At 69.8% G+C, this 12956-nt stretch carries 13 protein-coding genes and 1 pseudogene; 6 read left to right on the top strand and 8 right to left on the bottom strand.

Annotation, left to right across the window (positions count from 1 at the left end; genetic code table 11):
* Positions 1-79: 79 nt before the first annotated feature.
* Complete coding sequence (locus EI982_RS12490) at positions 80-1696, top strand: DNA-directed DNA polymerase II small subunit (RefSeq protein WP_157690013.1); 1617 nt, start codon at positions 80-82, stop codon at positions 1694-1696.
* An 8-nt stretch (positions 1697-1704) separates the two neighbouring features.
* On the opposite strand, the gene EI982_RS12485 is transcribed toward EI982_RS12490, so the two are convergent.
* The 3 genes and pseudogenes from EI982_RS12485 to EI982_RS12475 all read right to left on the bottom strand — a co-directional run bounded on the left by EI982_RS12485 (position 1705) and on the right by EI982_RS12475 (position 2862).
* Entirely contained in the window at positions 1705-2136 is a 432-nt protein-coding gene (locus EI982_RS12485) for a hypothetical protein (protein WP_157690012.1), read from the bottom strand.
* 74 nt (positions 2137-2210) lie between these two features.
* Positions 2211-2560, bottom strand: a pseudogene (locus tag EI982_RS12480) (molybdopterin dinucleotide binding domain-containing protein); the annotation flags it as partial.
* The gene (locus EI982_RS12475) at positions 2554-2862 is read right to left on the bottom strand and encodes a molybdopterin-dependent oxidoreductase (RefSeq protein WP_157690011.1); all 309 of its coding nucleotides are present in this window, start codon (positions 2860-2862) and stop codon (positions 2554-2556) included. The pseudogene EI982_RS12480 and the gene EI982_RS12475, both read right to left, overlap by 7 nt.
* Before the next feature lie 164 nt (positions 2863-3026).
* Between EI982_RS12475 and EI982_RS12470 the strand changes: the two genes are divergently transcribed.
* Positions 3027-4208: an aspartate kinase gene (locus tag EI982_RS12470; protein WP_157690010.1), complete on the top strand. Its 1182-nt coding sequence runs from the start codon at positions 3027-3029 to the stop codon at positions 4206-4208.
* Between the two features lie 16 nt (positions 4209-4224).
* Here the strand turns inward: EI982_RS12470 and EI982_RS12465 are convergent, their stop codons facing one another.
* The gene (locus tag EI982_RS12465) at positions 4225-4902 is read right to left on the bottom strand and encodes a metallophosphoesterase family protein (protein WP_157690009.1); all 678 of its coding nucleotides are present in this window, start codon (positions 4900-4902) and stop codon (positions 4225-4227) included.
* An 85-nt stretch (positions 4903-4987) separates the two neighbouring features.
* Entirely contained in the window at positions 4988-5560 is a 573-nt protein-coding gene (locus EI982_RS12460) for an IMP cyclohydrolase (RefSeq protein WP_157690008.1), read from the bottom strand.
* A 145-nt stretch (positions 5561-5705) separates the two neighbouring features.
* Here EI982_RS12460 and EI982_RS12455 point away from each other — a divergent pair, with 145 nt between their 5' ends.
* Together EI982_RS12455 and EI982_RS12450 are read left to right on the top strand one after the other, a co-directional pair.
* Entirely contained in the window at positions 5706-6155 is a 450-nt protein-coding gene (locus EI982_RS12455; protein WP_157690007.1) for a pyridoxamine 5'-phosphate oxidase family protein, read from the top strand.
* Between the two features lie 75 nt (positions 6156-6230).
* Positions 6231-7964, top strand: coding sequence for a sensor histidine kinase (locus EI982_RS12450; protein WP_157690006.1), 1734 nt, complete (start codon positions 6231-6233; stop codon positions 7962-7964).
* On the opposite strand, the gene EI982_RS12445 is transcribed toward EI982_RS12450, so the two are convergent.
* Genes EI982_RS12445 through EI982_RS12435 form a run of 3 tightly spaced genes read right to left on the bottom strand, consistent with a single transcriptional unit; the run spans position 7951 to position 10533 of the window.
* A complete protein-coding gene (locus EI982_RS12445; RefSeq protein WP_157690005.1) occupies positions 7951-8712 on the bottom strand; it encodes an ABC transporter ATP-binding protein in 762 nt (253 codons plus the stop codon). The two genes, EI982_RS12450 and EI982_RS12445, sit on opposite strands and share 14 nt — an antisense overlap.
* On the bottom strand, positions 8703-9509 hold the full coding sequence (locus EI982_RS12440) for an ABC transporter permease (protein WP_157690004.1): 807 nt from the start codon (positions 9507-9509) through the stop codon (positions 8703-8705). Before EI982_RS12440 ends, EI982_RS12445 begins: the two co-directional genes overlap by 10 nt.
* 22 nt (positions 9510-9531) lie before the next feature.
* Complete coding sequence (locus EI982_RS12435; RefSeq protein ID WP_157690003.1) at positions 9532-10533, bottom strand: ABC transporter substrate-binding protein; 1002 nt, start codon at positions 10531-10533, stop codon at positions 9532-9534.
* A gap of 224 nt (positions 10534-10757) precedes the next feature.
* Here EI982_RS12435 and EI982_RS12430 point away from each other — a divergent pair, with 224 nt between their 5' ends.
* The gene (locus tag EI982_RS12430; RefSeq protein ID WP_157690002.1) at positions 10758-11234 is read left to right on the top strand and encodes a FlaD/FlaE family flagellar protein; all 477 of its coding nucleotides are present in this window, start codon (positions 10758-10760) and stop codon (positions 11232-11234) included.
* A gap of 322 nt (positions 11235-11556) precedes the next feature.
* The gene (locus tag EI982_RS12425; RefSeq protein ID WP_157690001.1) at positions 11557-12810 is read left to right on the top strand and encodes a BamB-related PQQ repeat family beta-propellar protein; all 1254 of its coding nucleotides are present in this window, start codon (positions 11557-11559) and stop codon (positions 12808-12810) included.
* Positions 12811-12956: the final 146 nt, after the last annotated feature.

The raw sequence follows: 12956 nt of genomic DNA, 5'->3' as shown, positions 1-12956 counted from the left end.
TTTACCGTCACCGGAGTTGAAGCTTCTGGACTCCGGGGGCTTCCAGCATCCTTTTGCCGGCGCTTCCCGTGCCTCCCCTGTGCCCCTCGAGACGCCCGCCCGGATCGTCCGGGAACTCGCCCGCCGTGGCTACAACGCCGAACGGGAAGCGGTGACGCTCCTGGCGGGCGCCGCCGACCCTGCGACGGCCCTCGACGCCGCCGTCGAGTCGGCCCCCGACGACGCGCTCCGACTCACGACCGACCACGTCCGGTCGGCGCTGTCGTCGGCCGACGCCGCTTCCGGGACCGGCGGCGACGACGCGGCCGCCGCCCCTCCGTCCGCCGACGCCATCGACCCCGAACGTCCGGACGCCGCCGCCGACAACACCGCCGTTTCGACTCCACCGGAAAAACCAAAAAATTCCGCGACAGAAAGTAGTTCTCCAGTCGAAACAAAGGGGTCTTCGGAGCTGGATACGGGGTCGGAGTCGGGGACGGCAACCCGCCAACCCCAGCAACCGGACGTCGCCGGCGACATCACCGGCCGGAGTACCGGCACCGGCGAGTACGGGGACTTCGTCTCCGTGTTCCGTGACCGGTACGAGAAGCTCTCGGAACAGCTACGGGGGCGGGTGAACCACCGTCCGGCGTCGGCCATCGACGACATGCCCGGCGGGAGCGACGTGGCCATGATCGGACTGGTGAACGACGTCCGCTCCTCGGCGAACGGCCACTGGATCGTCGAACTCGAGGACACGACCGGGACCTTCCCCTGTCTGATCACGAAGGACCGGGACATCGCCGACCTGGTGGACGAACTCCTCCTCGACGAGTGTGTCGCCGTCGAGGGCACCCTCTCCGACGACGCGGGCATCGTCTTCGTCGACGCGCTCCACTTCCCCGACGTACCCCGGACGCACCGACCGAACACGGCCGACCGGCACGTGCAGGCGGCGCTCGTCTCGGACGTCCACGTCGGCAGCCAGGAGTTCATGGCCGACGCCTGGGAGCGGTTCGCCGACTGGCTCCACACCGATGAGGCCGCGGCCGTCGAGTACCTGTTGCTCGCCGGCGACATGGTCGAGGGGGTCGGCGTCTACCCCGACCAGGACGAGGAACTCGATATCGTCGACATCTACGACCAGTACGAGCGGTTCTCGGAGCATCTCAAGGCGGTCCCCGGCGACATGGAGATCGTGATGATCCCGGGGAACCACGACGCCGTTCGGCTCGCGGAGCCCCAGCCGGCCTTCGACGAGGAGCTCCGGGACATCATGAGCGCCCACGACGCGCGGATCGTCGGCAACCCCTCGACCGTGACCGTCGAGGGCGTCTCGGTTCTGATGTACCACGGCGTCTCGCTCGACGAGGTGATCGCCGAACTCCCCGAGGGGAAGGCGAGCTACGACGACCCCCACCGTGCGATGTACCACCTGCTGAAGAAACGGCACGTCGCCCCGAAGTACGGCGGCCACATGCGCCTGGCTCCCGAGGAGCGGGATTACCTCGTGATCGAGGACGTCCCCGATATCTTCCACACCGGACACGTCCACAAGCTCGGCTACGGGAAGTACCACAACGTCCTCGCGGTCAACAGCGGCTGCTGGCAGGCCCAGACCGCCTTCCAGAAGAGCGTCAACATCGACCCCGACGCCGGCTTCGCCCCCATCGTCGACCTCGACACGCTGAACCTGACGGTCCGGAAGTTCGCCTGACGGCGGCCCTAGGACGGATCGAGCCGGTAGCGAACCGTCGGTTTCCCGTCGAAGGTCGGACCGTGGCCGTCGCGTTCGAAGCCCGTCGCCTCGGCGGCCGCCTGGACGCCGTCGTCGCCGCTGATCGCCAGCAGTTCGACGGTCATCCCCTCGTTCGTGGCGAAGCGGACGGGTTCGCCGAGCAGCCGCTCGCAGGCCGTCTCGGTCCCCGCCAACTGTGTCACGTGGACGGTCCCCTCCCGGACGTCGAAGCTGACGAATCCGTCCACGTCGCGGGCGTCGCCGTCGTCGGCGTCGGCGTTCGGCCCCGCGGCCGTCGGTTCGCGCACCGCGACCCGGACCGTCCGGTCGTGGATCAGGTTCCGGATCACGTCGGCCGGCACGTCCGCGATGGCCGAGAGCGCGTCGGCGTCGGCCTCGACCGCGTCGCGCACTTCCATACCCTCACTAGCGGCGGGAGGCGCTTAAACGCTCGCCGTCGTTCCGCCGCTTCGCGGATCGTTGGCGGCGGCGCTCAGTCGTCGCCGGGCGCCTCCGCCGGTTCGACGCCGACGTCTCCACGGCCGACGCCTCGTACTCGGGGATCTTCGCACGCTCGTCGAGGACGTCGTTGGTGAGGCGGTTGGCCGACGACGCCGCGAAGTGGATCGTCGTCCAGACGGTACCCTCCTTGATGTCGTCGGTCACCTGCGCCGCGACGTCGATCTCGCCGCGCCGCGACCGGGGTGTCACGACGTCGCCGTCGCCGACCCCGTATCGCTCCGCGTCGGTGGGATGGACGTCGACGAAGTTCTCGGGATGCTGACGGTCGAGCGTCGGCGACCGCCTGGTCATCGCCCCCGTGTTGTAATGTTCGATCAGCCGTAAAAGCCCATGGCGTCCGCCCCGTGTTCGTCGCGGATGCGCTCCATCCCGTCGACGATCCGCCCGTAGGCCTCCTCCCACGTCGCCTCGCGGAGGTCGCCGCCGTCCCGGACCATCGGCTCGGTCAGCCGGTCCTCGTGCTCGACCACCTCCGTCGCCGCACCCCCCTCGATGCAGATCCGACCGTCGTTGACCGGCGCGTCCCCCCACGGCACGAACCGCATGTCGTCGGTCACGGCGATGCCACAGCCGACGCCACAGTACGGACGGATGGTCTTCGTCGTCTCTTGTCGGTCGTCCATGGTCGAGTTCCAGAGTGTCATAATACTAATCATACGCACAAAAACACCGGGCTCGCCGGCCAAGCCCGGATCACGCCCCGGAGCGAGTGAACACAGTTATTACCGTCCACCTCGCTACCCCCTGCCATGATTGCGTACCGGTCGGCACCCGCGGAGGCTCCACGATGCGCGTAGTGGCGAAGTTCGGCGGCACCTCGCTGGGCAGCGGTGACCGAATCGAACGCGCGGCCGACACCGTCGCGAAGGCCGTCGCGGAGGGCCACGAGGTCGCCATCGTCGCGAGCGCCATGGGATCGACGACCGACGAACTCTTAGAGGAGATCACCTTCGAGGCCGAGGATCCCGACCGCGCGGAGATCGTCAGCATGGGCGAGCGGACGAGCGTCCGGATGCTGAAGGCGGCGCTGGCCTCCCGCGGCGTCGACGCAACCTTCGTCGAACCCGGATCGGCGGCGTGGCCGATCATCACCGACGAGTACGGCGAGGTCGACGCCGAGGAGACGCTGCAACGCGCCCAGGACCTCGCCGACGACCTCGACAACGTCGTCCCCGTCATCACGGGCTTTCTGGCCCAGACCCTCGACGGTAAGGTGACCACGCTCGGGCGCGGCGGCAGCGACACCACGGCCGTGATGCTCGGCAAGTTCATGGACGCCGACGAGGTGGTCATCGTCACCGACGTCGAGGGCGTCATGACCGGCGACCCCCGGGTCGTCGAGGGCGCACGCAACGTCGGCAACATCACCGTCGACGAACTCCGGAACCTCTCCTTCCGGGGCGCCGAGGTTGTCGCCCCCAGCGCCCTCTCCTACAAGGACGAGGACCTGACGGTCAGGGTCGTCCACTACCAGCACGGCGACCTGCTGACCGGCGGCACGAAGATCGAGGGCCAGTTCCAGAACCTCATCGACATGCAGGACGAACCCCTCGCCTGCATCACCGTCGCCGGCCGCGCCCTGCGGAACCGGCCGGGCATCCTCGCCGACCTCACGCAGTCGCTTCGCGACGAGAACATCAACATCGACGCCGTCGCCAGCGGCATGGACTCGGTCACCTTCTACGTCGACGAGGATATCTCCGAGGACGCCGAGTACGTCCTCCACGAACGGGTCGTCGAGGACGAGACCCTCTCCTCGGTGACCGTCGAGAGCCACTTCGCCGTCATCCGGGTCACGGGCGGCGAACTCCCGAACCGCCCCGGGATCATCCTCGATATCGTCCAACCCGTCTCCAAGGCCGGTATCAACATCCACGACCTCATCACCTCGGCCACCTCGGTCGCCATCTTCGTCGACTGGGACGACCGCGAGGAGACGCTCAAAATCGTCCAGGAACAGACGATCTGACCGGCCAGCGCCCCCCTCACCGCCCCTCGTACAGCCGCGTCCCGATCCGCTCGGGCAACCCCGCCTCCCGCACCGCGTCGACGACGGCGTCGACGTCGTACTCGACGCGCCGTTCCTCGACCGCCACCGCCCCGCCACCCGCCCCGTCGGTCAGTTCGACCACCGCGTACCCCGCCCGCCGGTCGCCGTCCCGCGGTTGGCCGACGCTTCCGGGGTTCATCACGACGCCGTCCGCGAAGACGCGGTGGCCCTGGACGTGGGTGTGGCCCGTCACCAGCAGGTCCTCGTCGCCGAGCATCCGCGGCGAGAACTCCTTGGGGTAGGTGTACCGGTCGGGGTCCTCGGGGTGACCGTGGACGAGTTTCACCCGCCCGTCGGCGACGACCCGCTCGGGCGGCAGGTCGGCCAGCCACGACAGGGCGTCGTCGTCGAGGGCCGCGCGGGCGTGATCGACGCCCGCCTTCGCCATCGCGTTGAACCGGAACGCGGTGTCCCGGGCGACCGCGCGGTCGTGGTTCCCCATCACCGTCGGCACCCCCCGCTCCCGGACGGTCGCCACGCAGTCGGCCGGCCAGGGATTGTACCCGACCACGTCGCCCGCACACACGAGGCCGTCGACGCTCGGCATGTCGTCGAGGACGGCTTCGAGCGCGATCCGGTTCCCGTGGATGTCGGAGACGACGCCCAGACGCATGGGCGTCGCTTGCGGTCCCGGTCGGTTAGGCGTTGCCGTCCCCCGACAGGTACGACCTCGCGGCCCGTCGCCGACGCCAGCGAACTCAATCCCCGTTGACGACGGCCGTCTCGACGCCGCCATCGACGGCGACCCCCGCCGCACAGACGGCGTGTTCGAAGTCCAGGTCGTACGCCTCGCGGGCCGCGGCCGCCGCGTCCGCCGCCGCGAACTCGAACGGTCGGGGCCGGTCCTCCTCGTACGTGGCGACGAGGGTCGGTTCGTCGACCCGTTCGACCACCAGCGCGTCCCGGCGGACGATACCCACCGTCGCGGCGTCGTCCGCGACGACCCCCGCGATCCGCGGGGTGTCGTAGTCGTCCTTCTCGTAGTCGAGCGAGAGGAGAGCCGTCGCCAGCGCGTCCCGCGCCGGGTAGCCCAGGTCGAGTTTCTCCGTCACCGGATCGACGTGGGAGCCGTTGCCGAGCACCGCCCGGCCCTCGCTCTCCCGCACGCAGTTGTAGGAGACGTAGGGGTTGTCCGTCTCGGGGGCCTTGGGCGTCGGCGCGACGGTGAGCGTGCCGTCGCGTTCGACGATCCGACGGTTCGGGAACGACCGGGAGGAGATGCGGTAGGCGCCGATTCCCGGTCCGACGACGACGAAGCGGCCGACGTACATACCCGACCCTTTCGCCACCGGCTACCTGGGTCTTTCTCTTCCGGGGCCGCCGAGTGTGGCGTCCCGCGTACCCTCGACCGTGCCGTTCCCACCGACTGAAAACGACACCCCAGCTTTTCCTTTCGTCTCGTTGACCGTTTTTGGCATGAGTTCGTCGTACGAAACCCTGCTCGGGTCGGAGATGGACGAATCGGGCATCGACGAGTTCCTCAGACGAACCGGCGTGGGGGTGCTCTCGATGAGCGCCGACGGCGTCCCCTACGGCGTCCCGTTGTCGTTCGGCTACGACGGGGAGCACCTCTATTTCCTGTTCGTCGGCCGGTCCGCGGAGCTCAGAAAGGAGACCTACGCCGAGCGGTCCGAGGAGGCGAGTTTCGTCGCCTTCGACGTCGACGCCGACGGGAACTGGCGGAGCGTCATCGTCGCGGGACCGATCGACCGGATCACTCCCGGCGAGTGGGACGCCGCGCGGGCGGCGTTGGCCGACAACGCGTTCGAGTCGGACCTCCTCTCGGCACACGACCTCCAGGAGCATCCCAACGTGTGGGCACTCGACGTCGAGGAACGGTCGGGGCGGGTCGTCGGCTCCGAGTGAGTTTCGCCGTCCCCGCTCGCGACACCCTCACTCGACCCACGACCTCTTTGCCGTCCGGCTTCGACCACCCCGCGTATGGCACTCGCCGGTACGGTCACCGCCTGGCCCGCGGTCGGCTCGTTCGCGGCCGTCGCCGGGACCCTCGTGCTCGCGCGGTACGTCCTCGACTACCGCGACCGGCCGGGTGCGACGTGGTTCCTCGGCGTCCTCCTCGCGCAGTCGGTGTGGTGTGGCGCCTACGGCACCGCCCTGCTGACCTCCGACCCAACGGTCCGGGTGGCGCTCGAACAGGTCGTCTGGATCGGCACCGTCTGGACCGGTCTCGCCTTCCTAGCGTTCGCGCTCGAATACACGGGTCGGGGCGACGTCGTCTCCGGCCCGGCGTTCGGAACCGTGGCCGCTCTCGGCGTCGTCGCGACGGCACTGGTCGTCACGAACCCGCTCCACGGCGCGATGTGGACCGGCTTCCGCCTCGATCCGGTCTTCGGCGTCGCGACGGCGACGTACGTCCTCGAACCCGCCGCGTACCTGACCATCGGGGGCGCGACGCTCGCGGTCACCGTCGGGGTCGTTCTCCTCGTCGACACCTTCCTCAACTACGGGCCGCTCTACCGCCGCGAGACGGCCGCCGTCGCCGTCAGCGCGCTCCCACCGGGCTTCGCCCTGCTCGCCTGGGCCGGCGGCGTCGGCCCGATCCCCCAGCTGAACCTCGCGCCGATCATGTTCGTCCCGCACGTCGCCCTCGACGCCTACGCCTTCGGCCGCGCCGAACTGTTCGAGCGGGATCCGACGACCGTCCGCGCGGCCGAGCGGACCGCCATCGACGACCTCGCCGACCCGATCGTCGTCGTCGACCGGGAGCGCCGGGTCGTCAGGTACAACGCGGCCGCCGGGGCGGCGTTCGTCGCCGACGTCGGCACCGACCCCCTCGACGCCCCACTTACCGAGCTACTCGGCGTCGCCGTCGGCGACGACGGCGATCCGGAGCCGGCGACCATCGAGTCGACCGTCGGCGGCGAGCGTCGGACGTACGCGGTGTCGACGTCCACGCTCCGGGATCCGAGCGGCACCCACGTCGGCTGGACTGTCGTCTGTTCGGACGTGACCGAGCGGGAACGCCGCCGCCAGCAACTCGAAGTCCTCAACCGCGTCCTCCGACACAACCTCCGGAACGACGCCGGCGTCGTCCACGGCTACGCCGATATCTTGGTCGATCGGGTGAACGACGACGCGACCCGCGATATGGCCGACGCCATCGAGCGCCGTGCCGCCGCCCTCGCCGCCCTCGGCGACAAGGCACGGACGGTCGAGCGGTTGATCGACGGCGAGCGTCCCCAAGACGTCGACGTCACCGCGTGTCTCGACCCCGTCGTCGCCGACGTCCGCGAGCGCTATCCCGACGCCGACGTCGCCCTCGACACCCGTGCCGCCGTCACCGCGTCCCTGTCGAAGCGCGCGCTCGTCGCGGTCGTCGAGAACCTCCTCGAGAACGCGGTCCGGCACCACGACGGCGACGGCGTCGAGCGGGCGGACGGGGGTGCGTGGGCCCGCGTCGTCGTCGAGCGGGCCGACGGGACGCTGCTCGTGCGCGTCCTCGACGACGGCCCCGGCATCCCCGACGCCGAACTCGAGGCGGTCGAAGCCGGCGAGGAGACGGACCTCAGCCACGGCTCCGGCCTCGGCCTGTGGATCGTCCACTGGGCGGCCGGGGCGCTCGGCGCCGATCCGACGTACGCCGACCGGGAGCCACGGGGGACCGTCGCGACGCTCCGGGTTCCGACCGACGGCAGCCGACTCACGTCTCGATGAGGTCGAGGATACGCCGGTAGACGTCCCCGAACGCCTCGTCGGACCGACTCCGCGGGCGCTCGATGTCCACCTCGACGATCTCCCGGATCCGCCCCGGATCCTTCGCCATGACGACCACACGGTCGGCGAGTTTGACCGCCTCCTCGACGTCGTGGGTGACGAAGAGGACGGTCTTTCCGGTCTCCGCCCAGATGTCGAGCAGTTCGTCCTGGAGCATCTTCTTCGTCTGTGCGTCCACGGCGCCGAACGGCTCGTCCATCAGGAGGAGGCTCGGATCGACCGCGAGTGCACGGGCTAGCGCGACCCGCTGTTTCATGCCGCCGGAGAGGTCGCGCGGATAGCTGTCCGCGAACCCGTCCAGGCCGACCAGGTCGAGCAGGTCACGGACGCGTCGCTCGCGCGTCTCGGCCGGGACGTCCCCGCGCTCCAGTCCGAACCCGACGTTGCCAGCGACGGTGCGCCACGGGAACAGGTGATACTCCTGAAAAACCAGACCGAGGTCCGTGCTGGGGCCGTCGACCCGTTCGCCGTCGAGTGAGACGCTCCCCGTCGTCGGCGGTTCGAGGCCGGCGATGATGCGAAACAGGGTCGTCTTTCCGCATCCCGAGGGGCCGACGAGACAGACGAACTCCCCTTCGGCCACGGCAAAGGAGACGTCATCGAGCGCCTGCACGGGTCCATCCCCGCCCTCGAACCGCTTGCCGACGCCGTCGATGCGGACGCGTGCGTCGGCGTCGTTCACCGCCACGCCAGCGCCCTCCGTTGGAGCGCCCGAAAGGCGACGTCCACGAGCAGATACATCAGGCTCAACACGAGGATGTAGGTGATGACGACGTCGACTTGGAGGTTGTTCGACGCCCGGAGGATACGCCGGCCGATGCCGGCGACGCCGAAGATCTCGGAGGCGACGACGAGCATCCAGCAGCGGCCGATCCCCGTCCGGATCCCGGTCGTGATCTCGGGGAGCGACGCCGGGACCACGACGGTCCGGATGAGTTCGAGGTCCCCCTGGACGCCGAGGCTACGGGCAACGTCCAGCAGATCCTCGGAGACGCCTTCGACGCCCCCGTAGGTGGCGTAGAAGTTGATCCAGAATGCGCCGACCGCGATGATGAAGGCCGCACCGGCGTGGTTGATGCCGAACCAGGCGATGGCGAAGCCGATCAGCGCGAGCGGGGGCACGGGACGGAGCATCCGCACGATCGGCGAGGAGACGTCGTCGACGTACGGGCTCCACGCCAGCGCGATCCCGGCCGCGATCCCGAGACCGGTCCCCGTCACCGCTCCGGGAATCCAGTGGAGGACGCTGTTGCCGAGCGCGACGAACACCTCCCCGCTCGCCGTCTGTTCGTAGAACGTCCCCGCGACGACGAACGGGCTCGGGAGGACGTACGCGGGCTGGGTGAGGGAGGCGGCGGTCCAGAGCGCGAGGAAGACGCCGACGCCGCCGAGCCCCCGGAGTGCCCGCCGCCAGTCGAGGACTGCGAGACCGTCGCCCGCCGTCCCGTCCTCGACGTCGACCTCCTCGGTCACGTCGATCGCCATCGCTCACCCCGTACGCGGCCGTTCATAGCTCCTCGTAGACGCTGTAATCGAAGATCCGTTCGAGCGACAGTTCCTGGTCGATCTGTCCGTTCTCGTTCGCGAACCGGGCGAAGATCTCCGTCCCGTTTTCGATCTCCCGGGGATCGGTGACGAAATTCGAGAGCGGTCCCTGGAGCGCCGAACGCGCCTGCTCCGCCGCCATACCGATGCTCGACTCGACGATTTCGGCCGTCGCCTCGGGTTCTTCCCGGATGAACTCAGTCGCGCGGACGTGCTGTTCGAGGAACTGCCGGGCGATCGGCGTTCCCCGAATCCCGTCGCTCATCAGCGTCACCGCCGCGGGCTGTCCGGGCATGATCTCGGCGGCGGTTCGGAACGTTCCGATCGGCACGTCCTCCTGAGCGGCCCGCGTCGGCACCGGTTCCATGATCGACGCGCCGTCGACCTCGCCGTTGGCGATGGCCTGCCAGACGGCGTTCGCGCCGTTGATCTCGATGATGTCGACCGCCGACTCGTCGACCCCCTCCTGCTGGAGCCAGTAGCGGAGGAGAACGTCCGGGACCGACCCCTGCGGGAAGGTCCCGAACCGAAACTTCCGCCCCCGCTCCTCGCGCCACGCGGCGAAGGCGTCGGCCCCGTGTTCGTCCCACAGCCCTCCGAGGTCCTCGTGGGCCATGATCGCCATGGGTTCCTTGATGTTCGCGGCGGTCACTTTCGCCGGGATGCCGCGGTCGATGACGATCATCGACGGGACGATGCCGAACATCGCCACGTCGAGTTCGCCCCCGCCGTACGCCTGCACGATGGCGGGCCCGTCGGTGAACTCCCGGCTCTCGATGCTCGCGTCGACGTTCTCGAAGTAACCCTCCGATTCCATCACGAAGTACTGGAGATCGGGAAAGATCGGCATGTACGCCACCGACACCGAGTCGACACCGCCATCGCCGCCCGTACAGCCGGCGAACCCGGCCGTCACCGCGGCACCGGCCCCCGCGAGATAGGTTCGGCGTGAAATCTGCGTCATGTCCGTGGTAGTGGATACGTCTGTATAACCCGCCGGGAACTGGCAAGGCTGGTCCGTACTCCGTATCGATCCAAACTGTCGAAATCGCTGGCTTCGTCTCTTCTATCCGACGATCGCTGGTTCTATCCGTTCCCCTCTCTCCGAGATAGCGGCAATTGTATCTGCTATCGTCGTCGGGCGTCCCCGCCCAAAGAGCCTTGGACGGTCCCGACCGAACTACCCCCGTGTTCGATCCGTCGGAGTACGACGCGAACGAACTCCGCTCGCTCGCCGGCGTCGACGACGCCGACGCGGGTACGGGGGTCAGCCTCCCGCCGGTCGAGGGATCGGGCTACCGGCCGGCCGCGCCGGACGAGCCCTCCCGCGCACAGTGCGAACGGCTGGTCGCCATCGGCGGCGTCGACCCCGCCGCCCTCGGGGAGCGACCCTACCTCCCTGCGTTCCCGGACGCGCCCGCGGCCCGCCGCGTCGGGCGCGACTGGATCGCCTACCTCGTCCGGACCGCGGGCGAGGCGCCGACCCGGGACGCCATCGGCCGCTACCGCGCGCTGGGCTGGCTCGGCGAGGACGCCGCGGCGACCCTCGCCGACCGCGTCGCCGACGCCGTCGCCGCCCTCGATCCGGGCGACGGCGAACTCGACCGTGCGGACCACCTGCTGAGCTTCGCGCACGTGATCCGGTTGCTCGGGATCGACGACTGAGCGCCGTCCCGTCGCGGCCGTCCCGTCGACGCCACGGAACGCCGGACCCGACGACCCCGAGGCGTCGGCCCCGTCGGTCGCCGAGCGACTTCGCAACACTCATATGCGTTTCGTGGGTACTGACGGGTGTCACCGGACGCCGACTCCGGATCGGTCAGTCCCATGGGGTAGCGGCCAATCCTGAAGCCTTCTGGGGGCTTCGACCCAGGTTCGAATCCTGGTGGGACTATTCTCCCGACACCACCCGACAGCTCGCTCCACGTCGGGGACTCGCGGCTCGTGCGGACAAAGCGTATGTCCCTCCGTCGTACACCCGATACGTATGCCACCTCGTTCCCGACGCGCCGTCCTCGGCACCGCGGCGTTCGCCCTGACCGGCGCCGTGACCGGGTGTCTCGCCGCCCCGCGGACCGACCCCGAGCCGATCGACGACGACGGCCGCCCGCCCTCGACGGGCGCGACAGCCCAGTTCCGGGGCGGCCCCCGGCGCCAGGGGATCTTTCCCGACGCGACGGTGCCCACCGATCCGACCGTCGAGTGGGTCCACCGTGGCGTGAACACGGGCGATCACACGGCCGCGAAGGCCAGTCCCGTCCCCACCCCGGACGGCGACGTCGTCGTCCCCGGCGACACCGGCGAGGTTCGGCGGTTCACCCCGGACGGCGACGTCGTCTGGACCGCCGCCGTCGAGGAGACGGCCCGGGGGATCCACGGCACCCCCGCCCTCGCGAACGGGACGGTCTACGTCGGCGCGTACGACGGCGCGCTCTACGCCTTCGACCTGGAGACGGGCGAGCGGTTCTGGCGCCGGAAGCTCGGCGACGCCATCGGGTCGAGTCCGGGCTATCACGACGGCGTCGTCTACATCGCCGTCGAGTATTACGAGCCGAGCGGCGCGATGTTCGGCGTCGACGCCGTCACCGGCGAGGTGGTGTGGGAGGACCGGCGGCCGACGGACCACCCCCACTCGACGGCCGCGGTCGACCGCGAGGCCGGACGGCTGGTGGTCGGCGCCAACGACGGTCACCTGTACGCCTGGACCTATCCGGACCGGTCGTTCGCGTGGGCCTTCGAGACGGGCGACGCGATCAAGGGCCCCGTCGCCACCCACGACGGCAGCGCCTTCTTCGGCTCCTGGGACCGCCGCGTCTACCGGGTCGACCTCGCCGACGGCAGTCGGGAGTGGGCCGTCGAGACCGACGGCCGCGTGATGTCCGGGCCGGCCGTCGAGGCGGCGACCGACACCGTCTACGTCGGGAGCCACGACTCGCGGTGTTACGCCCTCGACGCCGCGACCGGCGCCGTGCGGTGGACGTTCGACACCGGCGGCCGGATCACCGGCTGTCCGACCGTCGCCGGCGACCACGTCCTCGTCGGCTCCTACGACGGCTCCTGTTACACCCTGGAGAAAGGGACCGGCGACCGGGCGTGGGCGGTCGACGGCGTCGGCGAGGTGACGAGCACGCCGGTAGTCGTCGACGGCGCCGTCTACTTCGCCGACCGCGCCGCCGAGGCGTACCTCGACGGCGACGCCGAGGGACGACCCGGTGGGGTGTACAAGGTCGGCGGCGGGTGACGTCCGTGAGCGGCCCCTCCCTACCGGTTCGGCGCCGGCCCGTTCGGCAGTTCGAGGATCGGCGACCCCCCGCGGCCGATCCGTTGACGATGTCCGACGACTGACGGTCTTCGCGTGACGCGACGGCATCCAGAGGGCCTAATAGC

This window comes from Haloplanus salinarum, assembly GCF_009762275.1.
GTDB lineage: Archaea > Halobacteriota > Halobacteria > Halobacteriales > Haloferacaceae > Haloplanus > Haloplanus salinarum.
This window is presented reverse-complemented; position numbering and strand designations above follow the sequence as displayed.